The sequence below is a fragment of the Aequorivita viscosa genome, from assembly GCF_900106795.1.
Taxonomy (GTDB): Bacteria; Bacteroidota; Bacteroidia; order Flavobacteriales; family Flavobacteriaceae; genus Aequorivita; species Aequorivita viscosa.
Map to the genome: position 1 here is coordinate 1 of NZ_FNNS01000020.1, position 26,879 is coordinate 26,879.

A 26,879-nucleotide genomic window follows, 5' to 3' on the forward strand; every position below is an offset into this window, starting at 1 on the left:
GCTATCCAGATATTGAAAAGGCTTACAAATTATGCCAGAACCTATCTTGGATATTTAATAACACAAAAGATAAGACATCCGCACTCATACGCTTGGCAAAATGGTATGAAAAAGTAAGACAGGCGACCTTTAAAAGCTTCAATACTATCGCCAGAACAATGTCAATACATTATATGAACATATTAAACTACTTTGATAATCGAAGTACTAATGCTTCAGCAGAATCATTCAACGCTAAAATAAAAGCATTCAGAGCACAATTTAGAGGGGTAAGGAACGTAGATTTTTTCCTATTTAGACTAACAACAATTTTTGCATAATCCTGAAATCCCACAACTTTTGGACTTGATCCCTTGATCCCTTACAAATGTGAAATACATTTGACAGTTTTGGGAATAAAAAAAGTCCGCACTATCGTGCAGACTTTTCGCTCTAAGTGACCTTGCCAGGAATAAAATTAAGAAAGCCAAAGAAAACCTTTGTAACTCAATTTACTTTATTACCCACTAATTATAAAGATGTTATAAAGATTTTGTTGACAACTTCATTAAAACAAATTACATTCTATTTCCTAATTACGGACAAATTACGGACATTTACAAGAGCATTTAAAACACTTGTATTATGGCCAGCGTATTTTTTAGGTATCGTTCAACAAAGAATGAGGGATTTTTAACCGCCTGTTTGCTTACAGGACTACACGGCAAAAAAGATTTTCAAGCCAGAAGTAAAATAAAAGTTGAAAAAAAGTTTTGGGATGAGTACCGTAAAAACACAAAATTCCAAGATGACTACAAAAAGGATTTAAAAAAGGTTATTGACGAAAAAACCGAAAGCCTACAAAATTTTATTATTGCAAAGTTTGATGAGGTTACACAACCCGAAACAGTCAATAATGAATGGTTAAAAAACACCGTTTCTCTTTATAGCAATCCACGCAAAGCCGAAACGATCCCCAGCGATTTAATTTCTTATATTGATTTTTATGTTTCATCCCGAGAAGCAGAAGGCGAAGTAATTTCCGAAACCACGAAAACCCGCTATAAAGTTGTTCAAAATAAAATTACAGCATTTCAAGAGTACAGAGGGCAATCCATTTTAATAAAGGACATTAACAATGCCTTAAAAGTTGAATTTATTTCATTTGTTAAAATGAAGGAATACAACTTTGCCACATACCAACGTGACATGGTACATATTTTATCCTTTGCCAAACACGCCCGAACAAAAAATGTAGAAACACACCCAGAGCTGGATAACTTCAAAATAAAGATTGATTCCAAACAAAAAAAGAAAACGCAGAAGCTAAAAGCAACCCTTTCTTTTAGCGAGCTGGACGAAATAGCAAAAATTAAAGACCTCAAACCGCCCTTAGAGGATGCAAGGGATTGGCTATTAATTTCGTGTTATTGTGGGCAAAGAATTGGGGATTTTATGCGATTTAATAAAACAATGCTTTATAAGGATAAAGACATTAACGGACAGGAACAAACCTTTATAAAATTTAAACAAGAGAAAACAGGCGTTTTAATGGATTTTCCTTTGCATCCAAAAATTGTTGAGATTTTAGACCAACGAAACGGAGAATTTCCAAAAAGGATAACAGACCAGAAATATAATAAATTCATAAAACGAATATGCAGAATGGCCAAGATTAAAGAGCGTGTTAAAGGCGGAAAAATCGCAAAAACTGAAAGCGGAAACTATCGAAAACAAACAGGAAAGTTTGAGAAATGGCAATTAATTCAAAGCCATACTGGACGAAGGTCTTTTGCAACTAATTTTTTTAGAATTATGCCAATTGATGAGTTAATGTACATCACAGGCCACACCTCATCAAAATCCTTTTTAATTTATGTTAATGAGAAGGACAACCAAAAAGGAAAACGAATTAGTTACGGTAATGTTTAAATAATTGATACAATGAGCAACAAAAGCAATATAACACCAGTAGATTTAAAATCCTTTTATCGGAATAGTTACAATGGAAGCGATTTGCAGAAAATAAACAGGAACAACCCTTTACCGCATAAATGCACAATTAAAGGACAAATGTTTTACTATTACAATGCCGATTTGAGCGGGTTAATGTGGTTGAATGACAAGGAAAACAAATTAAAGTATTATGAGTTTGTAGAAGTGTACCGCAAAGGATTTGCGGAGGGTTTAAACCACTTAGAAACAAAGGAAGGTGTTAAAAGAAGGGATTATAATAAACCCGAAAAAAGAGAGCTAATAAAACAGGATTTAACGCATTTTTTTTACCAAAGGGATTTTTTACCAAATCATAAAGGCTTACAGGATTTAATGAATAAAACCATTTTAAGATGGACAGAAGAAAATATTTATAAGCAGGGTTATTATAACGGTTTACTTCATTCCATAGTAACTTTAAATAAGGAGCTAAATTTAAAAATAGGATTTCCCGAAACCTCGAATGAGGAAAATAAAACACCCGCCAAAGTTGGAAGACCAAAAGTCGAAATAAAACCCGCTCACAGTTATTTAAAATTTGAAAAGAAATCGAGTGAATTATTTTTAGAAAAATTTAAAGAAAAATTTCCAATTTCTGAACCTAAACAACTTGCATATTTAATAATTACTTTATCAGATTTTGATTATTTAGAAGTTAGACATCAAAAAGCAGTTTTTCATTCCTTTGCAGAATTTTTTAAAGGAAATTGCGGAACCTATTCAGGATTTAATGCCCATTGGAAAAACAGACATAACAAAAAGGACACGCAATTACATTATGATACAAAAGAGAAAATCAGACTTATAAAACATCAAAATACAATAATATAGCTTGATTTTATTATTTAATCAATTCAGTCAATTTTAATCAACTGCAAATCAATGAATTAGACTTAAAAGTGACATTACATTTGTTATAACATTAAAAAAACACAGTTATGACAAATGTATTATTAAGTCCAATTGAAATTGGCAACCTTATCGACAGGATAGCGACCAGAACAGCCGAACTCATCCAAACAAGACAAACCACCGTTCCCAATCCAGCGGACGACCTCATCACACCGAAAGAAGCGTGTGAGCTTTTACAATGTACCCCAGTTACTTTATGGAGGTGGGAAAAGAAAGGGCGTGTTACCCCTTATGGCATTGGAGGTAAAAAATTCTTTAAGCGTTCGGAGCTTTTAAATTCAATTGTAAAAAAATAAGGCTATGAGAAAGAGTATTTCCCACAGCCTTAAAAGTCTTTTGAGCAACATTAGACAGCGTAAAGATAAGCAACTTTTGAAGGATTACATAATCCGAACAATTGAAGATAAGACAGGCAAACCGATCCAATTACTTAGGAAAAACCACACCCAAAGAGAACTTTACAAAATTGGTTTATATTACGTTACCACGACAAACAAGGCAATTTGCGAAGCGTTAAAAATTCCCGTTGAAGCTGGAACACGTAGGAAACGAGAATTAGAGAAAGAAGGACGTTTGATAGCGTCCGCAAAGAAAAGGATTTGCCCATTTACAAAGCATCCAGCAAGGTTTTTAACGACCAATCCAGACCAATATAGAGAACTATTGAAATGAGTGTAAAGGCTTCACAAAAAGCCTTTATTTCTCATTACATCAAACTGGATTTTTTCAATAATAGCAATTTGAAAACGGACATTCAAAACCGTATTTCAAATGAAAGTGAAATTAACTTTCAAAAAGCATTGGAGAACATTCAGGGCGACAATAAAGAAACCAAAGGCGTACCGTTTTCGGAATTGGCTTTATTAGCAATGGCCTATTTCTTTGAGCGTATATTTCCCGAAAATGTACCGCTCAAGGATTCGGACTACTGTATCAATTCCGTTAAAGGTTACTTTGACGCCTGTAATAACACCCCCTACACCCCTATTTATGAAATTGATACAACCTATCACAAGTTAAGAGATACGGCCTTATTTCGTGCCTGTTACCTTATAATTCAATCCGCTTGGTTTTTTAATTCAGAGCATTTCGGACGACATCAATATTTGGAATATGCGAGCCACTACATAAGGACAGGCGAACAATTACCAGTTAATAAATATCAATATGACAAAGGTGACCTATTTCGGAAATATGCCCGAATTGATGAAAAGCGAAATACAAAACACCACCCCAAAGGCGAACCCGCTTTTAAATTTGTTGAACAATGGTATTATTATATTCTGTACTTGGTATGTAAAGAGTTAGAAATTCCTACAAACCATTTTAAAACTACTTTAAAGGACTTTAGAGAATACAACCCACTAACTAAATGCCCAAAAATATTAAGAGCGGAAACCCCCTTTAAAGTGATTGAGTGCGACATTAAAAGTGCCTTTCCTTCATTCCTTGACCTTCAAACTGGATCACGTATAAAAGATGAGGTTTATACTAATTTAATGGAGCGGAAAAATATAAACAGATCCGATGCAAAAGTATTATTCAATTCTCATTTGAATAGTGGAAAGTATAAGACCAAAGAGCAAATAAAAAACTTTTTAATTGAATGTGGTTATACAGCTACACCAGCAAATGAGATAACGAAATACACAAATGGCAAAATAAAATTTATAGTCCACATGTCCGAATTGGAGCAATGCGCAATACAAGATTTTATAGAAACTAATACTTTAAAAAATGCCGTGCGCCTTCACGATTCTGTTTTGTTTATTGATAGTGGAATGAAGGATTTAAACCTAAAGGCCGAAAACGGTTTAATCGAATTTGGAATGAGTGTTTTAAAGAAACCCGTATTTTCAAATAGTTTTGGTTATTCAAACAAAAGTTTACGATTTGCCTACATTTCGAGCGTACCACCAGCAACAAACGAAGATTTTAAAAATTTAATCCGTAAACAAGTATTGACAAGGCCAAAAGTAAAAGGAGAAGCAAACGGCTTTAAATTCTACACCGAGAAATACGAATATATTTCAGCATCCTTTGACCTCAACCAAAAATACAGTTTTGAGGAATTTATTTTCAATTGTAGGGAAATGGTTTCTACTCTTAACTATTTAAACGGCAAACCAATTTCAAAAACATTACTGTATTTAATCCTTTCCCACATACGGCAAAACAGCAACGTAATTTTTAATCTTAGATTTCTTTATAGGGAACTTTTAAAGCAAAGAACCCGAATTGACGATGTTATCACAAGGCAAAGAGATTTTGAGTTAACAGAAAGCCTAACATTCAAAAGGAAAATTGATTTTCTAAATGCGTTAAATAAAGCAAGAGGAGAAGTAAACAAAAAAGTAAGATTGAAACACCTATTCCGAACGCTGGAAAAGAGAGTTTCAAAACAAGATTTCTCTTTTATCGACTACAAAATGAAGGGAAAGGCAAAAACAAACGAACTTGCAAAGACTATTATGTTGAGAATTAATGTTTTAATCACTGGAAAAATAAGAAACACCTATGCTCAAAACGCTAATACGAACCCTCTTTATAGTATTATTTATAAAGAGGGTACAAATTACAGGTTTGAGCATCATAAAAAGGCAAACAAACACCGATTAATACAACGAAAAATACAAGCCTATGAAAAGGAATTATTAAGAGTAAACCGATTAATAAACAACAGGGAAACGGTTATTCAATACTTATTTATATTGGCCGAGCTTACAGGATTGGAGATAGACCAAAGCATCAAAGCCAATCCCGAAACGATCCAAAAGGAAAAGGCGTTTCTAATTCAGCAAATAACAGGAGCGGAATACAAAAGCACCCAGCAAGCGGAAAAGGCTTTTAATAGTTTATTTGTGCCAAAACCACCAAAGGAGATTGAAAGCCACATCCCCACACTAAAAGACTTTTGTACATCATTAAAACATTCAGCATTCAATATTGAAATAGAGCAAGCATACAGCAGAGGAAGCCAATTTTTTGATGAATATTTGAGATTTCACAAATTAAACGAAACCCCTAAAACAGTAAAAGCATTAAAACCAAAAACAATTGATTTCCCCCAGCTGGATTTTGATGACTGGAAATAGTGTTAAAATGTGAATAACAATTGGATAAAACACTGACAAACAGCGAAAAACAAGCCTTTTTAATGCTTATTTTTATATTATGGAGTATGAAATATCAAAACGGTTAAGAGCTTCAATACAAAAGGAAATTGAAGGCAAAGGACATCATAACAGAAAAGTAATTTTCGGAGCTATGGCAAAGGAAGTATTTAAGGACATTAGAAGCACCGCAATACTAACAGGCGATAAAGTGGAAATGTTCAGTTTCTAATCTAAAGTAGTTTAAAGTAGTTATGGCAAATACAACAGGTAAAAAGTTTGGAGGGCGTACAAAAGGCACACCCAATAAAACGACACAGGAAATGCGGGATTTTATGCGGGATTTTTTGAGCCGAAAATTTGAGAAATTAGATGAGGTTTTCGACCAATTAGAGCCAAAAGAAAAGATTAACGCCCTTTTAAAGATGTTACCATACTTAGTGCCTAAACAGATGCAAATGGACTTAACAGCAACCCAGAAGCAAGAGCAAAAACAGGATTTAAGCAAGTTAACAGATGCTGAACTTCATACATTAATAGAGTTAACCGATAAGGTACAAACAAGTAAAAATTAATATCTTAAAAAAAGCGAACAAATGAAAAGGATACTATTAAAAACAGACAATAAAAAAATTGAGTTAATAAAAAATGAAGCCACCAATTCGGCAAAAACCTTGAACAACTTAATAAAAGAAAGTGAAAAGGTTTGTAAAACCACATTTTCAAAAGACGAGCGGAACGGCATACGTGACGAAGGTATGGAGTACATTAAAAAGTATTTAAAACCTCAATTTCCATTCCCAGAGGGTGACGAAAACGTAAATTTAAAAATCTTAGGTATTGACCTTGAACCATTGGAAAAATTCATAAAAGGGAATTATCCAATATGGCGGAATTATCCAATAGAACAAAATGAAAACGGAGTTTTTGAATTGGTAGCAGAACCCAAACAAATTGAGGGCTGTTATACCTTCACCGAAAACGACAAGCAAGTAAGAGGGTACGAATTGGCCGTTCAAATCAGCGACCTAATAAATACAGCAATAGAGGAAAAATACATTCCAGAAAGCAACGCCCATAAGTTGTTTTTATTTGGTAATATCATAACATCAAACCCACACCAAACGAGGGCAATACCAAACCCCGACCGAATAAGTCGAATAAAGTAGAACAGGCGACCAAACCAATAAAATCGAATAAACAAATAGTAAAAAATGAAAGTAGGACGACCAAAGGGAAGCAAAAATAAAAGCACCGCAGAAGTACGGGCAAAGTTTCAGGAGCTAATAGAAAACAATCTTTCCCAGTTTCAGGACGACTTGAATAGCTTAGAACCACTTGAAAGGCTTAATATACTTTTAAAGTTATCAAAGTTTGTACTACCAACATTAAAAGCAACCGATATTGTAGAGGACACAAAAAACGTTTTAGAAATTAGTTTTTATGATCCCGAAAAAAAGGAATATGAAACAATCAGTACAGATACGGACAAATTTAGAATTACTGACATTTATAACCCAGACAGGGTTAAACAATAGGCAAATAAAAACCTTGCTATCAAAAGCCTATGGAATATTTATTTCAGGTGACGAAACAAAAGCGGAAATTATTGATTCCCTTAGTGCCTATTTTGAGAAGTACGACCACAAAGGCGAAAAGCCGTTATTTTTATAATATAAACAAAACCGCTTTTTAGGTTTGTTCCCCGTTCGGTTGCTCATCATCCGAGCGGGTTTTTTTGTATCTTATAAAATAATTTAATTACCTTAGAAAAAATATCCCGTTTTTAACTCAAAATAAGAGCCTAAAAAATGTTTTCGGACAATTCACGGACAAAAAAAGGGTGCTAAAATTAATTAACACCCTGTTTATTAGCCTGTTAAGCTGTAATACTTGTGACCTTGCCAGGATTCAAACCTGGAACCTCCTGAGCCGTAATCAGGTGCGCTATTCAGTTGCGCCACAAGGCCGTGATTTTTATAATATAAATAGACTTATCAGTCTAAAAACAAGCTTTTGAACGTTGGTTTGGCTTGCTATATTGTTCTAATGGGGTGCAAATATAAAAAATACTAACACTTACCACAAGTAAAATCGTAAAATTGATGATTAAATTATTTCGGCACTTAATCCGGCGTCTAAAAGGATTGTACAACGTGGCTTTAACTCATTGAAATCGCCTGTTTTAACGGTACACTTCCCTTTATAGTGAACAAGTATGGTACATTGCTCTGCCTGTTCGGGAGTATGATCACATGCATAAATAAGTGTATTTATTACGTGATCAAAGGTGTTTACTTCGTCATTATATAGCACAATTTCGTTCTGATTGCTTTCCTGTTCAGCAACCGATATATCTTCTTGTATTTTTTCTTTGGTACTCATAACTTCTATAAAATTCTAAAAATAAATTTGAAAAGACAAATCAATCAATACTCTTTAAACGTATTAATTTACAAATTTAGCAGCTACCCATCTATTTTTCTCTTTATTCTCAACGAACTCCATTCCTAAATTATTGCAACAATCAGTTATAATAGGTAAATCTTCGTTGTAAAAACCACTTAGATAAAGCGTTCCACCTTTGTTCAAACTCTTTTGATAGGTTTCCATATCGTTTAAAAGAATATTACGGTTAATATTGGCGATAATTGAATCGTATTTCCTTCCAGGAAGCAATGAAGCGTCGCCAAGCTCTACGGTAATTGTTTTACAATTATTACGCTGCGTATTTTCTACTGAATTTTCATAACACCATTCATCAATATCTATGGCCTCAATTTTTGACGCACCACGCATTTCGGCTAGAATGGCGAGTACGGCAGTACCACACCCCATATCGAGAACGGTTTTACCTGTAAAGTCATTTTCAAGTATAAATTGCAACATCATAAAAGTTGTTTCGTGATGTCCTGTACCAAATGACATTTTTGGTTCTATTACAATCTCGTATTCAAAACTTTTCTTGGGATGAAACGGAGCTCTAACGGTACATTTTCCATCCACTTCAATAGGATCAAAGTTTTTTTCCCATTCCGAATTCCAATTTACCTGTGCTATTTCTAAATGACTATAATCTATCTGGAATTCTTCAGAATTTAATATATCAATCGTTTCCAAGATAGCTTCGTTCCATTCGTCTTTTTGGATATATGCTGTTACTCCTTCCTCGGTTTCCACAAAACTTTCGAATCCGGCGTATCCCAATTCAGCAATCAATATTTCAGTACCGGGTTGAAGCGGCGCCACTTTAAAAATGTATTCTATATAAATTTGCGACATATTTTTTGGTTTAAAAGCGTAAATAAAAGAGTCTAGATTCTAGAGACTAGACAAAATAATAAAGCAGAAAAAATTAAGGGCGAGAAGATTATACTTTTCAAAACTTCGGTTTCTAATAACCTTGTTTTAGTCCAAAATTATTCAATCAATCTATAAATTCTTAGCACCGCACCCCACTCCCTTTTCTTATGAAAATGAATTAATGATTTTCATAAAACTATCAACTTTCATGGAAGCGCCACCAACAAGCCCGCCATCTACATCTTTCTGTCCAAATATTTCTTTGGCGTTTTCTGGCTTAACACTTCCGCCGTATAGGATTGAAACGCCATCGGCCACTTCTTTTGTGTAAGCATCTGCAATCGTATTTCGAATAAACTCGTGCATTTCCTGCGCTTGTTGTGGGCTCGCAGTTTCACCAGTGCCTATCGCCCAAACTGGCTCGTAAGCTATAACAACCTGCTTCCAAGCTTCATTTGAAATATGAAATAAACCTTCCGTTATTTGGGTTTCAATTAACTCAAAATGAGATTCGTTTTTACGATCTTCTAATTCTTCTCCGATACAAAAAATCACCTTCATATTGTTTTCCAAGGCAGTATTTACTTTCTCGGCAAGAACTGCATTATCTTCATTAAAGTATGCACGTCGCTCGCTATGACCAATAATAACGGTGTTAACACCAACACTAGCTAGCATTTTAGCCGAAACTTCACCTGTAAAAGCGCCCGATTCATTTTGATTCATATTTTGAGCAATAACTGTTACTGGATGATCACGTAGCGACGTAAAAGCGTGGTGCAAGTTGGTGTGCGCAGGAGCTATCATAACTTCCACATTCTCTGGAATTACTTGCTTTTTTAAGTCGACTAAAAACATTTCTGTTTCAGCCAAGTCATAATTCATTTTCCAGTTTCCTGCTGCTATTTTCTTTCTCATAATTGGAGTTGTTAAGTTATTAGGTTATTGGGGTTATTGAGTTATTGGGTTATTAAGTTATTGAGTTATTATTGTACTAAATAGATTTTTAATCGATTTTAGAAATTTTAAAAGGACATAAAACATCCTTTCTTAAAAATTAATATCATTACTGAATACTGATTACTGATTTACTGAATCACTGCCTACTAATCTTCGGGTCCAACCATCCATATACAATATCGACAAAAATATTGATTAAAATGAACAATGAAGCGATAACCAGTACCGCGCCCATTATAACTGGCAAATCTAAAGTGTTTAGAGCGTTAACTATTTCTTTTCCCAGACCGTTCCAGCCAAAAATATATTCAACGAAAACAGCACCAGCCAGCATTGAAGCAAACCACCCTGAAATAGCAGTAACTACTGGGTTTAATGAATTTTTTAAGGCGTGCCTCGTAATTATTTTATAATATGACAAGCCTTTTGCTTTGGCTGTTCTAATGTAATCTTGATCTAAAACTTCTAATAGTGAATTTCGCATCAATTGGCTCACAACTGCAAGTGGTCGAATTCCTAGAACAACCGCTGGAAGAATCAGGTTTTTCCATTGTATATACTTCCCGTTTCCGAAATCGTCAACTTCATACAGACTACCGGTCATGTTTAAATTAGTGTATTCGTGCAACAGAAACCCAAAAATCCAAGCAAAGATAATTGCGCTAAAAAACGACGGAATACTCATTCCTAAGGTGCTTAGTAATTGAATCATTTTATCTATAATTCCGTCTTTAAACAGCACGGATAGAATCCCCAAAATAACGCCAATTACCATGGCTATAATAATAGCGGATACAGCCAACACAAAAGTATTTGGAAGGGTTTCGACAATAACCTCGCTTACTTCTTTTCCGTTTTTTTGAAATGATTCCCGCAAATAAGGAAACTTTAAAACTGTGGTTGTATTTCCAATCGAAAATAATTTTGTAGCCGTATATTTCCCTTCTTTAAGAAAAGTATAGTCTTCTGGGTTTTCACTGTGAAATGAAATGGGAGACAAGTCATTCAGGTATCGGATATATTGAACAGAAACGGGTTGATCAAAGCCGTACTTCTTCTTTACAACAGCCAGTTGTTCAGCGGTTTCATTTTGACCGAGCATCATACGAGCCGGGTCACCTGGAAGAATGGTAAACAAGATAAAAATAATAGTTACCACTCCGAAAAGGGTTAACAAAGCATATCCAAGTTTTTGAAGTACGTAAATTGTCAATTTATCCTGCGTTTATATCATTCATTGTTAATGATTTGTACTCAAAATCGTCTCCAAAAAGCTGTTTGGCATATTCTTCAATCGTTGTATTAAAACCTGCTTTCTTTCTGCGCTCATTAACGGTTTCAGGATTCTCTATAGGCCAGATAAAATTTACGTCGTCTTCCATTCTACCCTGTGTACCATAAACTTGTGGTCTATTTTCATTCATTAAATATCTGTCTTCCATCATGGCTACTAAATTCATCGGAATTTCGCCCTTTGCTCCTGCTTCTTTAATAATAGGAAGGTATTGCGCAATTTTATTTGAATGTTGTAACACATACCATGCAACGGTATTGGTTGGTTCGCCTACCATCGACTTCCCTGGATAACCTTTAGTATTGAATATTTTTTCAATATAATTCATATTTGAACTATCGATAACAACTTGCATTTTCCACAAATCGCCGCTGTATTCAGCTTCAGTAAGCCCCATCTTCTCCCCTAATGCCGCCCTTTCTTCTGGAGATTTTGCCTGCATCAATTTTCGATACTTTTGATCGAGTGCTCCAATGCTATCCAAGTGCCGTTTCATATTTAAATCGAGACTCGGTTTCGCATTTTGAAGAACGGGAAGTTCCAATTTATGTGCATCATTCCAATGTAATTTTTGCTTGATGGTTCCCTTATCCAACTCCAGAATTCCAGGATTACTCCTAACAATAGTTTTCAGCGTAGTTTCATCACAGAAATAAAACTTAAAATTTAGTTTGTAATCCTCTGCCAAAGCTTCAGTTGATTCCTGCGAAGAGGCAGAAAGTCCAATAACATTGTAACCATTTTTCAAGGCTTCATCGGTGACTTTTTTAACGGCAGGATATCCGTCTTTTTCAGTATTTCCGAGGCTATATGCTATAACAACTATTAAATTTTCTTCTTCTAAATAATGTGAAGTATAGTCTTCGCCATCACGTTCTATCATAAAATCGTGGATTGGAGGCACATAACCCTCTTGAACCATTTTTGTTTCAACATCAATAAATTCACCATGTACTTGTGGGTAGTCGCCTTGCGTTGTAATAATTTGTTCCTTTCCGTCTACCACAAATCGCCAGTGGTAATCAAAAATAGGCTGAGGGGCATCATCAGGTGTACTCATTCCTTCTTGGATATTAGCTCCAATTTTATAAGGGCGGAAGTCTATTATAGGCAGGTGCATTAACACATAATATGCTATTCCTAAACACGCAATAAATGAAGTAAGAATAAGTAAACCGCGACCTTTACTTGTGAAAATAGGGTGAATATATTTTTGTCCAAAGAATAGCACCAAAATCAACACTAGCAAGATAATATCTTTTGTGAAGGATTCCCAAGGTGTAAGTGGCATGGCGTCGCCAAAGCAGCCACAATCGGTTACTTTGTTGAAATAAGCGGAATAAAATGTCAAGAATGTAAAAAATACGATCATTAATAAAAGCGACCAGATAGTTAGTTTTTTAAAATGGCCTAAAAGCAAGGCAATTCCGAGTAAAACTTCGACGATAACCAAAACGATCGCTATTAAAAGCGCGAAAGGAACCAAAAATTCGAGCCCAAGCACTTCTGGAGCGAAATAATCCTTTAGTTTAAAAGAAAAACCTACTGGATCATTTAATTTTATTAATCCGCTAATTATAAAAAGCGCTCCAACAATAAATCTAGATATTGCTACTAATATTTTCATTCGTCTATTTTCTTAATTCTTTATTCTCTTCTCTTTGCTCTTTATTCTCTCTTCTATTATCCAAATGTATCAACGCAAACACTGCATAATTAATCATATCTTGATAATTTGCTTCAATTCCTTCAGAAACCCTTGTTTTACCTTGATTGTTTTCAATTTGCTTTACCCGCAATAACTTTTGAAGAATCAGATCTGTTAATGAGCTCACGCGCATATCCCGCCAAGCCTCACCATAATCGTGATTTTTATCCATCATTAGCTGCTTTGTTTCGGCAACGTGCTCGTCATAAAGTTGGGTTGCTTCTTCTAGATTGAGGTCAGGTTGCTCAACAACGCCTTTCTCAATTTGAATTAAGGCCATAACAGCATAATTTACGATTCCTATAAACTCACTGGCTTCGTCCTCCTGAATTTTTTGAACTTGGTTTTGTTGCAAACCTCGTATGCGTTGTGCTTTGATAAAAATTTGATCGGTCAACGATGGGAGTCGCAGAATTCGCCACGCACTTCCATAGTCGTGCATTTTATTGATAAACAGCGCTCTGCATTTTTCAATTTGTTCATTGTATTGATTTGAGGTGTCTTCCATTTTCTAGGTGTAAGATTTTGTGTAAATTTCGCTTAAATAAATCAATCTAAAAAATTGCAAACCCTCAATTGCCACGGCAACCTTATAGAACTTGATTCGCCCAAAGTTATGGGTATTATCAATATTACGCCCGATTCATTTTATGACGGAGGTAAAAGTTTTTCTGAAAAGAACATTTTAAATCAAGCCGAAAAAATGCTTTCTGACGGCGCTACATTTCTAGATATTGGAGGTTATAGCACGCGCCCTAATGCCGAAGAAATTTCTGAAAGTGAAGAAACTAAAAGAGTCGTAAACGCTATTGAACTAGTTTTAAAAAAATTCCCGCAAACCTTAATTTCTATAGACACTTTCCGAAGTGATGTCGCAAAAAAATCTATTGAAACGGGTGCTGTACTGGTAAATGACGTTTCTGGCGGAACGCTGGATAGCCATATGTTTAGTACTGTAGCCGAGTTGAAGGTTCCTTACGTTTTGATGCACATGCGGGGCACACCTAAAACAATGTCTAAGCTTACAGACTATAACAATGTTACAGTTGATGTACTGAAAGATTTATCGGGGAAAATTGCAAATGCCCATGCGGCAGGAATCAATGACATCATTGTTGATCCAGGATTTGGTTTTGCTAAAACCCGTGAACAAAATTTCGAATTAATGGGTAATCTTGAATTATTTGAGAATTTGGATGTACCTGTCTTGGTTGGAATATCGCGTAAATCGTTCATTCAAAAAACGCTAGGAATCGATGCCGCAAGTGCACTTAATGGTACATCTTCACTAAACACGGTTGCCCTTGTGAAGGGAGCAAAAATACTTCGTGTTCATGACGTTAAAGAAGCTGTTGAGTGTGTGAAATTGATTGAAAACCTAAATCCGTGACCGCAAATCATTGATTTTTTTAAACTACTTTTACAAAAAACAATCGCCTTTGGATTTTCTAGACATTAGGATTTTAGACATTCTAGACATTGTATTGGTAGCCTCGCTGTTGTATTACCTTTATAATTTGGTAAAAGGAACTGTGGCCATCAATATTTTGGTGGGTATTATTATTGTTTACACGATTTACGTGGTTACTCAGCTACTCGAAATGGAATTGCTAAGCAAAATTCTCGGAGGGTTTTTAGGTGTTGGTATGTTTGCTTTAGTAGTAGTTTTCCAACCCGAAATTCGAAAGTTCCTGCTAATGTTGGGGTCGACAAATTTTAATGCAAGACGACGGATTCTTAAACAATTTCGGTTTTTTGGAACTGATAGTGGACCAAAAATGAATTTAGAAGGCATTATGGCAGCTTGTAAAAAGATGGCGAAATCTAATACGGGGGCTTTAATTGTTATTCAACGAAATAATAGCCTCGATTTTGTAAAAAACACTGGAGATCAAATGAACCTTGAGGTTAATCAACCCATTATAGAAAGCATATTTTTTAAAAATAGTCCGCTGCACGATGGGGCTATAATCATTGAAGAAAATAGAATTACTGCAACCCGAGTCATTCTTCCTGTTACCAATGACCGAAATATTCCGCTTCGATTTGGCTTACGCCATCGCGCTGCAGTTGGAATTACCGAAAAAACTGATGCTGTTTCGTTAGTGGTTTCTGAAGAAAACGGACAAATTTCGTATGTAAGGGATGGTGACTTTGTACTTTTTGAAGATACGGAGGAGTTGCTCAAAATTTTAAAGAAAGATTTGAGTTAAGGAGCCGCTCAACTAATCCAACTTAGGTTTCAATTATAAATCTAAACGACCTCTTCCTTCATAAATTGGACTTCGTACAGGTTTCTGTAAAAACCATTTTCAATTTTCAGTAATTCATTATGGTTTCCTACTTCTACAATTTTCCCAGCATCCATTACTATAATTTTATCAGCTGTTTTAATAGTTGCCAAACGGTGAGCAATAACAATAGAAGTCCGATCCTTGGTTATTTTTAAAGTCGCAGTTTGAATCATTTCTTCTGAATATGTATCTACAGAAGAAGTAGCCTCATCTAAAATTAAAATACTCGGTTTACTAACATAAGCTCTTAAAAACGAAATTAGTTGTCGTTGCCCGGACGATAGCATGCTACCACGTTCCTTTACGTTGTAATCATAACCTTCGGGAAGAGATTCAATGAACTTATGAACACCAATTTCTTTGGCTGCCGCAATTACATCTTCTTTAGAAATATCAGGGTTATTAAGGGTAATATTGTTTAAAATTGAATCGGCAAAAAGAAAAACATCTTGCAACACTACAGCAATTTGATTTCGAAGTGAAGCCAATTTGTAATCTTTTACCGAGATATCATCAATCAATATTTCGCCGCTGTCTATTTCATAAAAACGATTCAAAAGATTGATAATAGTTGTTTTTCCAGCTCCTGTAGAACCCACAATAGCTACGGTTTCACCAGGGTTTGCGATAAACGAAATTCCCTTTATTACTTCTTCATCTGGGTTATATCCAAAATGAACATTTTTAAACTCAATTTTACCGTTAGTATTGGTATAATCTATCGTACCCGTATCGGCAATATGCGATTTGGTATCTAAGATTCCAAAAACCCTATTGGCAGCAACCATACCCATTTGTAGGGTATTGAACTTATCGGCAATTTGTCGCAACGGTCTAAAAAGCATTTCTGCATATTGAATGAACGCTGTAATAATACCTAAGGTTACAAAACCGCCCCCAATAACATTTAGACCTCCGTACCAAACAACCAAACCTGTTGCTATAGCCCCGGCCATTTCTGCAATTGGAAAGAAAATCGAGTTATACCACACGGTTTTAATCCAGGCTTTTCTGTGGCTTTTATTTATTTCGGTAAAACGATCATATTCTGTTTTTTCACGAGTAAAAATCTGAACTATTTTCATACCCGTTAAACGTTCCTGCACGAAAGAATTTAAGTTAGCAACTTGGTTCCTCACATCTTCAAAAGCAACCTTCATCGCTTTTTGAAAAACCCGTGTTGCATAAAGAATAAACGGTAAAACGATAAAAACAATCAATGATAATCGCCAACTTTGTGTAAGCATAAACCCAGCTATTACTATCATTTTCAACAAATCGCTTATTATCATAAACAAGCCTTCACTAAAAATACTGGATATTGTTTCCACATCATTAACCGCTCGCGTAGTTAATCGCCCTACAGCACTTTTATCAAAATACTTCATTCTGAAGCTCATCATAAGTCGGAATAACTTCTGACGTAGATCACGAATTACACTTTGACCGAGCCAGTTGGCATAGAAAATAAAGGCAAATTGAAAAATGACCTCTAGCATTAAGACCACTAGCATCAAAATGACGTATTTCATAAAGCCTTCCCCATCTTGTGGAACAATGGAGTCGTCAATCGCCAATTTTAATAGGAATGGCCGCAATACAGCTAGCCCAGACATTATAATTGCTGCTAAGGCTACAAAATAAAATGCCAAACGGTACGGCTTTGTAAATGCCAACAACCGTCTAAACAGTTTAAAATCGAATGCGTTACCTGTGTTTTTTGACACTTTTATTTTTAATTATTTAATTTGAAAACGGTCTGTTTTAATTCAGACCTAAGAATCAGTTTCAAAGCTATGCTGCTATTTAATCTTAAAAAAAATGGCCTCATTGCTATTTATTTATTCAGAAATATATTTTCGGGATAAATTACTTTTTTTAAATATAATCCGTGGGCTGGTGCTGAGGCACCCGCTTCTCCCCTATTTTTACTTTTTAATATTTTCTGAAACGCCTCTAAGGTGGTTTTTCCAAAGCCTACGTCCAATAACGTTCCAACTATCGCACGGACCATATTTCGCAAAAAACGATCTGCCGCAATTGTGAATAGTAATGAATTCCCGTTAGATTCCCAATAAGCTTTTTCGATTTTACAATTGTACGTTTTTACATCGGATTTTGACCGCGAAAAGCATTGAAAATCGTTATGGTACAATAACGATTGTGCAGCTTCATTCATTAAATGTACATTCGGTCTGTTGTAAAGTTGATAGGCAAAATCCTGTGAAAACGGATCTTTCCCGAGTGCTATTCGATATTCATATGCTCTTTGAATTGCATCAAATCGCGCATGGGCATCAGATTTAACGTGTACGATACGTTTAACTGAAATATCATTGGGGAGAAAAGAATTAATCTTAAATACAAATTGCTCATTATTTTTGAGGTCTTCAAAATCAAAATGCGCAAATAGTTGTTTTGCGTGTACGCCAGTATCTGTTCTTCCCGCTCCCATTATTTTAATTTCTTTCCGAAGTAAAGTTGATAGCGTTTCTTCCAAAACTTGTTGTACGCTAATCTGTTTGGGTTGGCGTTGCCATCCATAATACCCTTTCCCGTTATATGCTATTTCAATAAAATACCGCAATTTATTGTTATTTCAGAATTTGCAAAATTACGATTTTAGTTTAGGAGTTTCAGGCATTAGAAGTTTAAAAGTTTTCCCAATTATAGCAGAGTCTGCTTTATTAACGGGATGAAACCAAAATAATAAATATCTTCGCAATTCTGTAATTTCAATATTCTATTTTGAAGAAAATTCTGCTACTTAGCGACACCCATAGTTATATAGACGATAAAATTTTAAAGCACGTTAAACAAGCCGATGAAGTTTGGCATGCTGGTGATATTGGTGATCTTTCGGTTACCTATGCCATAAAAGAACTTAAACCTCTACGTGCTGTGTATGGTAATATAGATAGTAAAGAGGCGCGGATGGAATTTCCACTTCACAATCGTTTTATGTGTGAAGGTGTTGATGTATGGATTACCCATATTGGTGGTTATCCAGGGCGGTACAACCCTTCTATTAGACAAGAAATTTATACCAATCCTCCAAAGATTTTTATTTGTGGGCATTCCCATATTCTGAAAGTTATGCACGACAAAACAACTGGGTTACTGCATATGAATCCAGGTGCCGTAGGAAAACACGGGTTTCACAAGGTGCGAACGATGCTACGATTTGAAATTGATGGAGAAGTAATTCAGAATTTAGAAGTTATTGAGTTCGAACTTCGGTAAGAATTTACATTTGCTGGGCAAAGAAGAATTCACTCAGCTACCTTGGCCTAAACAAGTAATTGAAATTCTTATTAAGAAACTAAGCTTCCCTTGATCTAAAACGGGATTTACTATTTTCTTGATAATTAGCTTAATTAGAGGTGGACATCTTTTCAAAACTAAAAACAAAAAACCCTCAAAGATGGCGTTCTCTGAGGGTTTTGCACTAATATACCAAGATTGGTTTACCGTAAACGATCAACAGATTTTACGAGGTCCTCATCCCTTTTAATGGCCTTATTGGCCAGCACTAAAAACACGATAGAAATGATGGGAATAAAAACCCCAATACCCTTCTCTGAAACCAAAGTCTCTCCGGATAAAGTGAGCGATCTGTAAACGAAAACTCCTAGTAATACAAAATTTAATAATATGTTTAAACGGTTGATCACAAATTGTGATTGTCGTTTTTTAAAGCTAAAAATTGAAACAATTGCAAAAATAATAGAAAGAAAAATCAATCCAAAAATTAATGGTTCACTGCGTTCTATTAGTACAGAACCATCTTCTCCTAAAATTGTAGGAAACCATATAAACAGTGCTGCCATTACCAAGGCAGAAACAATTAAATATAGGGTTTGTATGCGCTGAATCATCTTTTAAAAAATCAATTGTGTGGCAAAAATACTGTTTCTTTTTAGAAAAAATACCCACAAAATTTAATTTATTATCGTATCATTGCAGTATCTATGTGTAACCAATTCAATCAAGGTTACTTAGTCTTCAAAAAAACTTTCAACGTACTTGCCTTCTCAAAGGAAATTTATAGTATAAACTTAAACTACACGATTTTTTAGATGTTTGAAATATCAGAATTAAAGAGTAAAAAGCTACCTGAGCTTCAGGAGATAGCAAAAGAACTTAATGTGCCTAAATATCGCACTCAAAAAAAACTTGACTTGGTGTATCAAATTCTTGATTACCAAGCTGCCAATCCCAAGGCAGTTGAAGCTGTAATAAAGACAGAAGACCCTAAGCCTGAGACTAAAAAACCAGAGCAAAAGGCTACCCCTCCTGCAAAAAGTAATCCTAAGAAAGATTCTAAACCGCGTACCCAAGCGACTGATAGTAGGAACAAAAAATCACAGCCTCACAAACAGCATCAATCTAAAAAGAGTGATGATTCCGATAAAAAAACATCGGATGACAAACGCGGATCTCAAGATAAATCATCAAGCGACAAGAAATCGCATCATCATCAAAAATCAAGCTCTAGCGACCAGGACAACAGACAAAAGCACCAGCGCTCAGACAATAACAATAATGACAACCGTCACAAACACCAATCCAATAAACATAAGGATGGGAATGTGCACGATAACAAAAACGGGAATAAAGACTCTCGAAATCGTTACCGCGAACCGGATTATGAATTCGACGGTATAATAGAAAGTGAAGGTGTTTTAGACATTATGCAAGATGGTTACGGCTTTTTGCGTTCTAGCGACTACAATTATCTATCTTCCCCTGATGATATTTATGTATCCCAATCTCAAATTCGTTTATTCGGGTTAAAAACAGGAGATACCGTTCTAGGCGAAGTACGCCCTCCAAAAGAAGGTGAAAAATACTTTCCATTAATTAAAGTGAATAAAATAAACGGTTTAAGTCCTAACGTGGTTCGAGATCGCGTTTCATTTGAACACTTAACACCGCTTTTCCCACAGGAAAAATTTAATATTGCCGATAAACGAAGTACAATATCTACAAGAATTATCGACCTGTTTGCCCCTATTGGCAAAGGGCAACGTGGAATGATTGTTTCGCAACCTAAGACAGGGAAAACAATGTTGCTTAAAGATATTGCAAATGCAATTGCGGCAAATCATCCTGAAGTTTATCAAATTATTCTGCTTATCGATGAACGCCCTGAAGAGGTTACCGATATGCAACGTAATGTAAGCGGCGAAGTAGTTGCCTCAACCTTTGATAAAGAAGCTACTGAACACGTTCGTGTGGCAAACCTTGTTATCGATAAAGCTAAAAGATTGGTAGAATGTGGTCACGATGTTGTAATTCTTCTTGACTCTATTACACGTTTGGCGAGAGCATACAACACAGTGCAACCTGCTAGTGGTAAAATATTGAGTGGTGGTGTTGATGCAAACGCACTTCACAAACCAAAAAGATTTTTTGGTGCTGCAAGAAACATCGAAAACGGTGGTTCGTTAAGTATAATCGCCACAGCATTGACCGATACTGGCTCTAAAATGGACGAGGTTATCTTTGAAGAGTTTAAAGGAACTGGAAACATGGAGCTTCAATTAGATAGAAAAATATCGAACCGAAGAATTTTTCCAGCTATTGACCTAACGTCTTCAAGTACCAGGCGTGATGACTTGTTGCTAGACGATAACACAATTCAACGTATGTGGGTTTTACGCAAGTATTTAGCAGATATGAACCCTGTGGAAGCAATGGAATTCATAAATGACAGAATCAAGCAAACCAAAAACAACGAAGAATTCCTTATTTCGATGAACGGATAACGAAGAAAACATTTCTTTATAAATTTAAAAACTCCTTCGGATACGCTAATCTTGAAGGGGTTTTTTGATTTGTAAAACATTGAAAATTTGAAAATTTACACTTTCTGAAATTATATTCCCACAAACTTTTTAAACTCATATACGCAATTTCCAAAACGCTTTATATCTTTACCCTATGAATAAAAAAGTACTTTTAATGATTCTCGATGGATGGGGAATCACGCAAGATCCAGCTGTTTCTGCAATTGCACAGGCAGACACACCATTTATAGATTCACTTTATAAAAAATATCCACACGCGCAGTTGCTAACCGATGGATTAAACGTGGGTCTGCCGAAAGGTCAGATGGGTAATAGTGAAGTCGGACATATGAATTTGGGCGCTGGTAGAATTGTTTATCAAGACCTGGCAAAAATAAATTTAGCTGTAGCAAATGCAACGCTACAAAATGAACCAGAACTTCAAAAAGCGTTTCAATATGCTAAGACAAATAATAAAAAAATTCACTTTTTAGGACTTGTTTCTAACGGGGGTGTTCACTCACATATCGATCATTTAAAAGGATTGTTAACGGCGGCACAAGAAGAAGGTGTTACAAATATGTATGTTCACGCCTTTACCGATGGCCGCGATGTAGACCCGCATTCTGGGAAAGGATTTATCGCCGATTTACAAAGTCACTTAGAAAAAACAGGCGGAAAACTTGCATCTATCATAGGTCGTTATTACGGGATGGATCGTGACAGGCGTTGGGAACGTGTAAAAAAAGCGTATGATTTACTGCGCTTTGGAAAAGGCAGTCCGTCTACCAATGCAATTCAAAGCATTACGGACAGTTATGCTGAAGGAATTACAGATGAATTTATTGAGCCAATTTCAATAGTGAATTCGGAAGGACAGCCAACCGCAACTATTAATGATGATGACGTAGTTATTTTTTTCAATTTTAGAACAGATCGCGGCAGACAACTTACGGAGGTCTTAACCCAGAAAAACTATGAAGATTATGGGATGAATACCCTCCCGCTCTATTTTGTAACACTTACTAATTATGATGATTCTTTTGAGAATATTCACGTGGTATACAAGAAAGACAACTTAAATAACACGTTGGGAGAAGTTCTGGAAAGAAATGGGAAGAAGCAAATTCGTATTGCTGAAACTGAAAAATATCCACACGTTACTTTTTTCTTTTCAGGCGGTAGGGAAATTCCTTTTGAAGGTGAAAAACGTATTTTATGCCCCTCACCTGCTGTTGCAACCTACGATTTAAAACCTGAAATGAGCGCGTACGATCTTCGGGATATGATTTTGCCAGAGATAGATAATAAAACTTCGGATTTTATCTGTTTAAACTTTGCAAATCCAGATATGGTTGGGCATACAGGAGTTTTTGAAGCGGCAGTAAAAGCTTGCGAAACGGTAGACAGCTGCACCAAAAGTGTGGTAGAAAAAGCGCTGGAAAACGGATATACAACTATAATAATTGCAGATCACGGAAATAGCGAGTCTATGATAAACCCAGATGGCTCACCTAATACCGCTCATACCACCAATCCAGTCCCTATTATTATAGTGGACGATGAAATTGAATATGTGCAAAATGGAATTTTAGGAGATATTGCGCCAACAATCCTTCATATAATGGGCATTGAAAAACCAGAAATAATGGATCGTAATTCGTTGGTTTAAATTTATGTTTCGTCGTATATGACTATACTTATTATTTAAAGAATGAATCTACGAATTCAAATTTATTGAATACCTGAAGATCCTCGATTCCTTCACCTACTCCAATATATTTTACAGGAATTTGAAATTGGTCGCTGATACCTATCACCACACCACCTTTTGCAGTGCCATCTAGTTTTGTAACCGCTAAAGAAGTAACTTCTGTTGCCGCAGTAAAATGTTTGGCTTGTTCAAATGCGTTTTGGCCTGTAGAACCATCAAGTACTAAAAGCACTTCATGTGGGGCGTCAGGAACAACTTTTTGCATTACTTTTTTAATCTTGGTCAGCTCGTTCATCAGGTTTATTTTGTTGTGAAGACGACCTGCGGTATCAATAATAATTACATCGGCGTTGTTGGAAACACCACTTTTTAAAGTATCAAAAGCAACACTAGCAGGATCACTACCCATGCTTTGCTTCACTATGGGCACATTAGTTCTATCTGCCCAAATTTGTAATTGATCTATTGCAGCTGCACGAAAAGTATCTGCAGCACCTAGCACTACATTTTTTCCAGCTTTTTTAAATTGATAGGCTAACTTTCCTATTGTAGTTGTTTTTCCAACGCCATTAACGCCTACGACCATTATAACATAGGGTTTCTTATTCGCGGGAATTTCAAATTCGGTTGCATTTCCAGCATCTATTTCGCTTAAGAGCCCTGCAATTTCTTCACGAAGAATTCTATTAAGCTCGTCTGTACCAAGATATTTATCCCTGGCAACTCGCTCTTCAATTCTATCAATTATTTTAAGCGTAGTATTTACACCCACATCACTTGAAACAAGAACTTCCTCAAGGTTGTCTAACACATCGTCATCAACCTTGTTTTTTCCAGCAACAGCTTTGCTCAACTTATCAAAAAAGGAAGTTTTTGATTTTTCCAGACCCTTATCTAGGGTTTCTTTTTTCTCCTTCGAAAATATTTTTTTAAAAAAGCTCATCTTTTAGTCGTGGGTTCTAAGATTGGGAGTGTTAAACATTTATACTAAATTTTATCACTACTAATTAATTTCCAATAGGAAACAACATTCAAACAGCATTAAATGACTTAATAACGATAATAAAGTACGAAAATACGAAAAGCCACCTTCGTAAAAAAGTGGCTTCCTCCAAAAAGTTTTTGGCAGGTTATTTTTTGTTCAACCAGTCGTTTACTAATTCAGGTGCCATTACAGCTTCTGTAAAAGTATATGCACCAGATTTTTCTGACTTTACCATTTTAATAGCTTTAGTCAAACGCTTTGAACCTGTTTGTAACGATGCTACGGATTTCTTTGCCATGTCTATATTTTTTATTTGATACGTTCACGAAAGTGAAAATATCCAATTATTTAATCTCCTTATGGACAGTCATTTTTTTAAGAATTGGATTAAATTTCTTTAACTCCATTCTGTCCGGGGTGTTTTTTTTATTTTTTGTTGTAATGTAACGAGAAGTTCCTGGTTTTCCAGTTTCCTTATGCTCTGTGCACTCAAGAATTACTTGAACTCTATTTCCTTTTTTGGCCATTGTAAGGGACTTTATTGGTTATAGCAATTATTTGGTCAAAAAGCCTTTTACGCGGGCTTCTTTGATGACCGCGGAAATACCTTTTTTATTGATATTTTTAATAGCTGAAGCAGATACCCTCAAGGTAATCCATTTATCTTCTTCTGGGATGTAAAAGCGTTTTTTCAACAAGTTTACATCAAACTTACGTTTACTTTTGTTCATTGCGTGCGACACGTTGTTCCCAACCATCGCCTTCTTTCCGGTAAGCTCACAAACTCTAGACATTTCCTTAACTTAATTTTGAGTTATTTTTAAACAAGGTGCAAATTTAAACATTTTTATCGTGTTGTACAAGAAAAGGAAATTAGTTTTTTAATATTTCTTTTCGCAACATTTCGAACGCCTTATTTGTTGCCTTTTCAACAACCCTAAAACGATCGTTGCCAAACTGATATTTTTCTGAAATAACTCCTAAAGGTGAGGCAATTGCAATACAAACCGTTCCTATTTCGTCATCCCCATCGCCTTTGGTTGGACCCGCTATGCCTGTTGTAGATATTGCATAATCTGATTCAAAAAGTAGACGACATCTAGCCGCCATAGCCTCTGCAACGGGTAAACTTACCACATTATGTTTCTCAATCAATTCACTTGGAACACCTAATATTTTTGTTTTATAACTGGTTTGATAAGGCAGTACTCCACCTTTAAAAAAGGAAGAAATTCCTGCATATTGGGTAATTTCTGAAGTAATTCTTCCGCCCGTACAGCTTTCAGCCACACTTAAACTTCTATTTTGCGCCACTAGCAACTTCATAATCTGTTCTACCATGGAGGCTTCCTCTTCATAACCAATTGCAATGTCTGAAAGCAAGTTGTGGAGCAAATCCATCTGATCGTCGACAGCTTTTGTAATTGCCTGCTTATCGGTTCCTGTAGACGAAAGCCTAAGTCGTACCTTTCCTAATGATGGCAGATATGCCAAGCTTATGTTTTCAGGAAGGGCATCTTCCCAATCTTCTATTCTTTCAACGATCCCTGTTTCGCCAAGACCATAGGTCAATAATGTTTTATGATATATATGAGGGCGATTGAATTTTTTCACAACTCGAGGGAGTACTTCTTCCATCAATAGGTGCTTCATTTCAAAAGGCACGCCTGGAAGTGATACAAAAACGGTTTCATCCTTTTCAATCCACATGCCGGGAGCCGTTCCGTGATAATTCATCAAGGCTGTAGCTTTTGATGGTATCTGAGCTTGAAGAAGATTCGCTGACAACGGCAGTTTTAATTGATATTTTCGAAAAAGCTCTTTAATGTTTTCAACTACATCCGGGTTTTCAACGAGTTTATCTTCAAAGAAATCGCAGAAAGTTTGTTTGGTAATATCGTCTTTTGTAGGGCCAAGTCCACCAGTTACGATTACCAAATTGGCGTGCTGCTTAGCATCTTTAAAAGCATTTAAAATATGTTCACGATTGTCTTGAACGGAGGTTATTTGATAGACCTTCACTCCTACTCTGTCCAACTCTTTGGAAATATATGCCGAATTGGTATCGACAATTTGCCCGATAAGAATCTCATCGCCTATGGTAATAATCTCTGCTAGCATTGCAAATTATGGTTTTGTACTCGTTTTATTTTACTTTTATTGAAAACATTTCTTGATCTTCAATATAGCCCGTAAGTTTATCTTCAGCAACCACTTTTCCTACGCCCGAAGGAGTTCCGGTGAAGATAATATCGCCAATTTTTAAGGTGAAATACTTAGAAATGTATTCAATTAACGCATCAATTTTCCAGAGCATCAAGTTGGTGTTTCCTTTTTGAACGACATTGCCATTAACTTCCAATTGAAAGCCTAGATTGTCGAGATCTTCAATTTCTTCTTTATTGATAAACTTTCCAATAACAGCAGCGCCATCAAAGGCTTTTGCTTTTTCCCACGGCAGACCATTTTTCTTTAATTCGGCTTGTAAGTCCCTTGCTGTAAAATCAATACCAAGTCCTATTTCATCATAATATTTATGAGCAAACTTTCTATCAATGTGCTTTCCTATCTTGTTGATACGAACCAACAATTCAACTTCATGATGCACATCATTCGAGAATTCAGGAATGAAAAACGGTTGTTTTTTTAAAAGAATTGAAGTGTCTGGTTTAAGAAATAAAACGGGATCGGTGGGCGTAGCACTATTTAATTCTTGAATATGGTCTGTATAATTTCTACCTACGCAGATTATTTTCATCTGTATTTAAATTTATTTGTTTTAAAATTGTGGCAAAAGAGTTTATATAATTAGACTAAAATTAAACGAAAT

At 35.6% G+C, this 26,879-nt stretch carries 31 protein-coding genes and 1 tRNA gene; 16 read left to right on the plus strand and 16 right to left on the minus strand.

Annotation, left to right across the window (positions count from 1 at the left end; translation table 11 throughout):
* From BLW28_RS11480 to BLW28_RS16065, 11 genes are all read left to right on the plus strand, one after another.
* A partial coding sequence (locus BLW28_RS11480; protein ID WP_143036873.1) for a transposase occupies positions 1 to 320 on the plus strand: 320 nt, incomplete at its 5' end.
* A 304-nt stretch (positions 321 to 624) separates the two neighbouring features.
* Positions 625 to 1,911: a site-specific integrase gene (locus BLW28_RS11485; RefSeq protein ID WP_073219846.1), complete on the plus strand. Its 1,287-nt coding sequence runs from the start codon at positions 625 to 627 to the stop codon at positions 1,909 to 1,911.
* 12 nt (positions 1,912 to 1,923) lie between these two features.
* Positions 1,924 to 2,805: a hypothetical protein gene (locus tag BLW28_RS11490; protein WP_073219841.1), complete on the plus strand. Its 882-nt coding sequence runs from the start codon at positions 1,924 to 1,926 to the stop codon at positions 2,803 to 2,805.
* A 107-nt stretch (positions 2,806 to 2,912) separates the two neighbouring features.
* Positions 2,913 to 3,182, plus strand: a complete 270-nt coding sequence (locus tag BLW28_RS11495) for a helix-turn-helix domain-containing protein (protein ID WP_073219839.1) — start codon at positions 2,913 to 2,915, stop codon at positions 3,180 to 3,182.
* 4 nt (positions 3,183 to 3,186) lie between these two features.
* Positions 3,187 to 3,558 (plus strand): hypothetical protein, encoded by a 372-nt coding sequence (locus tag BLW28_RS11500; RefSeq protein ID WP_073219837.1) that lies wholly within the window; start codon positions 3,187 to 3,189, stop codon positions 3,556 to 3,558.
* Positions 3,555 to 5,981: a hypothetical protein gene (locus BLW28_RS11505; protein WP_073219835.1), complete on the plus strand. Its 2,427-nt coding sequence runs from the start codon at positions 3,555 to 3,557 to the stop codon at positions 5,979 to 5,981. The genes BLW28_RS11500 and BLW28_RS11505 overlap by 4 nt, the downstream gene beginning before the upstream one ends.
* 79 nt (positions 5,982 to 6,060) lie before the next feature.
* Positions 6,061 to 6,231, plus strand: coding sequence for a hypothetical protein (locus tag BLW28_RS15750; RefSeq protein ID WP_159431773.1), 171 nt, complete (start codon positions 6,061 to 6,063; stop codon positions 6,229 to 6,231).
* Between the two features lie 22 nt (positions 6,232 to 6,253).
* The gene (locus BLW28_RS11510; RefSeq protein ID WP_073219833.1) at positions 6,254 to 6,574 is read left to right on the plus strand and encodes a hypothetical protein; all 321 of its coding nucleotides are present in this window, start codon (positions 6,254 to 6,256) and stop codon (positions 6,572 to 6,574) included.
* Between the two features lie 21 nt (positions 6,575 to 6,595).
* Positions 6,596 to 7,168 carry a hypothetical protein gene (locus BLW28_RS11515; RefSeq protein ID WP_073219832.1) on the plus strand — a complete coding sequence of 191 codons (573 nt, stop codon included), beginning with the start codon at positions 6,596 to 6,598 and terminating at the stop codon, positions 7,166 to 7,168.
* A gap of 45 nt (positions 7,169 to 7,213) precedes the next feature.
* Complete coding sequence (locus BLW28_RS11520; protein ID WP_073219830.1) at positions 7,214 to 7,537, plus strand: hypothetical protein; 324 nt, start codon at positions 7,214 to 7,216, stop codon at positions 7,535 to 7,537.
* A 13-nt stretch (positions 7,538 to 7,550) separates the two neighbouring features.
* The gene (locus BLW28_RS16065; protein ID WP_262481115.1) at positions 7,551 to 7,673 is read left to right on the plus strand and encodes a hypothetical protein; all 123 of its coding nucleotides are present in this window, start codon (positions 7,551 to 7,553) and stop codon (positions 7,671 to 7,673) included.
* 222 nt (positions 7,674 to 7,895) lie between these two features.
* Here the strand turns inward: BLW28_RS16065 and BLW28_RS11525 are convergent.
* The 7 genes from BLW28_RS11525 to BLW28_RS11555 all read right to left on the minus strand — a co-directional run bounded on the left by BLW28_RS11525 (position 7,896) and on the right by BLW28_RS11555 (position 13,772).
* Positions 7,896 to 7,969 (minus strand) — tRNA-Arg (locus BLW28_RS11525).
* Between the two features lie 139 nt (positions 7,970 to 8,108).
* Positions 8,109 to 8,384 carry an ATP-dependent Clp protease adaptor ClpS gene (locus BLW28_RS11530; RefSeq protein WP_073219829.1) on the minus strand — a complete coding sequence of 92 codons (276 nt, stop codon included), beginning with the start codon at positions 8,382 to 8,384 and terminating at the stop codon, positions 8,109 to 8,111.
* 63 nt (positions 8,385 to 8,447) lie between these two features.
* On the minus strand, positions 8,448 to 9,281 hold the full coding sequence (gene prmA / locus BLW28_RS11535) for a 50S ribosomal protein L11 methyltransferase (RefSeq protein WP_073219827.1): 834 nt from the start codon (positions 9,279 to 9,281) through the stop codon (positions 8,448 to 8,450).
* Positions 9,282 to 9,467: 186 nt separating this feature from the next.
* Positions 9,468 to 10,220, minus strand: a complete 753-nt coding sequence (gene tpiA, locus BLW28_RS11540) for a triose-phosphate isomerase (protein ID WP_073219825.1) — start codon at positions 10,218 to 10,220, stop codon at positions 9,468 to 9,470.
* Positions 10,221 to 10,398: 178 nt separating this feature from the next.
* Positions 10,399 to 11,475, minus strand: a complete 1,077-nt coding sequence (locus tag BLW28_RS11545; RefSeq protein ID WP_073219823.1) for an ABC transporter permease — start codon at positions 11,473 to 11,475, stop codon at positions 10,399 to 10,401.
* A gap of 1 nt (position 11,476) precedes the next feature.
* Positions 11,477 to 13,183: a BT_3928 family protein gene (locus tag BLW28_RS11550; protein ID WP_073219819.1), complete on the minus strand. Its 1,707-nt coding sequence runs from the start codon at positions 13,181 to 13,183 to the stop codon at positions 11,477 to 11,479.
* Positions 13,184 to 13,187: 4 nt separating this feature from the next.
* The gene (locus BLW28_RS11555; RefSeq protein WP_073219817.1) at positions 13,188 to 13,772 is read right to left on the minus strand and encodes a DUF1599 domain-containing protein; all 585 of its coding nucleotides are present in this window, start codon (positions 13,770 to 13,772) and stop codon (positions 13,188 to 13,190) included.
* A gap of 54 nt (positions 13,773 to 13,826) precedes the next feature.
* Between BLW28_RS11555 and folP the strand changes: the two genes are divergently transcribed.
* Positions 13,827 to 14,654, plus strand: coding sequence for a dihydropteroate synthase (gene folP, locus BLW28_RS11560; RefSeq protein WP_083540757.1), 828 nt, complete (start codon positions 13,827 to 13,829; stop codon positions 14,652 to 14,654).
* A 49-nt stretch (positions 14,655 to 14,703) separates the two neighbouring features.
* Positions 14,704 to 15,477, plus strand: coding sequence for a diadenylate cyclase (locus BLW28_RS11565; RefSeq protein WP_073219814.1), 774 nt, complete (start codon positions 14,704 to 14,706; stop codon positions 15,475 to 15,477).
* A 41-nt stretch (positions 15,478 to 15,518) separates the two neighbouring features.
* Here the strand turns inward: BLW28_RS11565 and BLW28_RS11570 are convergent, their stop codons facing one another.
* A complete protein-coding gene (locus BLW28_RS11570) occupies positions 15,519 to 17,285 on the minus strand; it encodes an ABC transporter ATP-binding protein (protein WP_073219810.1) in 1,767 nt (588 codons plus the stop codon).
* A gap of 110 nt (positions 17,286 to 17,395) precedes the next feature.
* Positions 17,396 to 18,145: a tRNA pseudouridine(38-40) synthase TruA gene (gene truA, locus BLW28_RS11575; RefSeq protein WP_073219807.1), complete on the minus strand. Its 750-nt coding sequence runs from the start codon at positions 18,143 to 18,145 to the stop codon at positions 17,396 to 17,398.
* Between the two features lie 161 nt (positions 18,146 to 18,306).
* Between truA and BLW28_RS11580 the strand changes: the two genes are divergently transcribed.
* Positions 18,307 to 18,801 (plus strand): metallophosphoesterase family protein, encoded by a 495-nt coding sequence (locus tag BLW28_RS11580; RefSeq protein WP_073219805.1) that lies wholly within the window; start codon positions 18,307 to 18,309, stop codon positions 18,799 to 18,801.
* 224 nt (positions 18,802 to 19,025) lie between these two features.
* Here the strand turns inward: BLW28_RS11580 and BLW28_RS11585 are convergent, their stop codons facing one another.
* Entirely contained in the window at positions 19,026 to 19,436 is a 411-nt protein-coding gene (locus BLW28_RS11585; RefSeq protein WP_073219802.1) for a DUF4293 domain-containing protein, read from the minus strand.
* Between the two features lie 201 nt (positions 19,437 to 19,637).
* On the opposite strand from BLW28_RS11585, the gene rho reads away from it, so the two are divergent.
* Together rho and gpmI are read left to right on the plus strand one after the other, a co-directional pair.
* The gene (gene rho, locus BLW28_RS11590) at positions 19,638 to 21,329 is read left to right on the plus strand and encodes a transcription termination factor Rho (RefSeq protein ID WP_073219798.1); all 1,692 of its coding nucleotides are present in this window, start codon (positions 19,638 to 19,640) and stop codon (positions 21,327 to 21,329) included.
* Between the two features lie 175 nt (positions 21,330 to 21,504).
* Complete coding sequence (gene gpmI, locus BLW28_RS11595; RefSeq protein WP_073219795.1) at positions 21,505 to 23,022, plus strand: 2,3-bisphosphoglycerate-independent phosphoglycerate mutase; 1,518 nt, start codon at positions 21,505 to 21,507, stop codon at positions 23,020 to 23,022.
* 31 nt (positions 23,023 to 23,053) lie between these two features.
* Here gpmI and ftsY read toward each other — a convergent pair whose 3' ends face one another.
* The 6 genes from ftsY to BLW28_RS11625 all read right to left on the minus strand — a co-directional run bounded on the left by ftsY (position 23,054) and on the right by BLW28_RS11625 (position 26,807).
* Entirely contained in the window at positions 23,054 to 24,007 is a 954-nt protein-coding gene (gene ftsY, locus BLW28_RS11600) for a signal recognition particle-docking protein FtsY (protein ID WP_073219792.1), read from the minus strand.
* 187 nt (positions 24,008 to 24,194) lie between these two features.
* A complete protein-coding gene (locus BLW28_RS11605; RefSeq protein WP_073219789.1) occupies positions 24,195 to 24,347 on the minus strand; it encodes a DUF4295 domain-containing protein in 153 nt (50 codons plus the stop codon).
* Between the two features lie 46 nt (positions 24,348 to 24,393).
* A complete protein-coding gene (gene rpmG, locus BLW28_RS11610) occupies positions 24,394 to 24,576 on the minus strand; it encodes a 50S ribosomal protein L33 (RefSeq protein ID WP_073219786.1) in 183 nt (60 codons plus the stop codon).
* A gap of 27 nt (positions 24,577 to 24,603) precedes the next feature.
* Complete coding sequence (gene rpmB / locus BLW28_RS11615; RefSeq protein WP_073219783.1) at positions 24,604 to 24,843, minus strand: 50S ribosomal protein L28; 240 nt, start codon at positions 24,841 to 24,843, stop codon at positions 24,604 to 24,606.
* A gap of 79 nt (positions 24,844 to 24,922) precedes the next feature.
* A complete protein-coding gene (locus BLW28_RS11620) occupies positions 24,923 to 26,170 on the minus strand; it encodes a competence/damage-inducible protein A (RefSeq protein WP_073219780.1) in 1,248 nt (415 codons plus the stop codon).
* A gap of 25 nt (positions 26,171 to 26,195) precedes the next feature.
* Positions 26,196 to 26,807, minus strand: coding sequence for a fumarylacetoacetate hydrolase family protein (locus BLW28_RS11625; protein ID WP_073219778.1), 612 nt, complete (start codon positions 26,805 to 26,807; stop codon positions 26,196 to 26,198).
* Between the last annotated feature and the right edge of the window lie 72 nt (positions 26,808 to 26,879).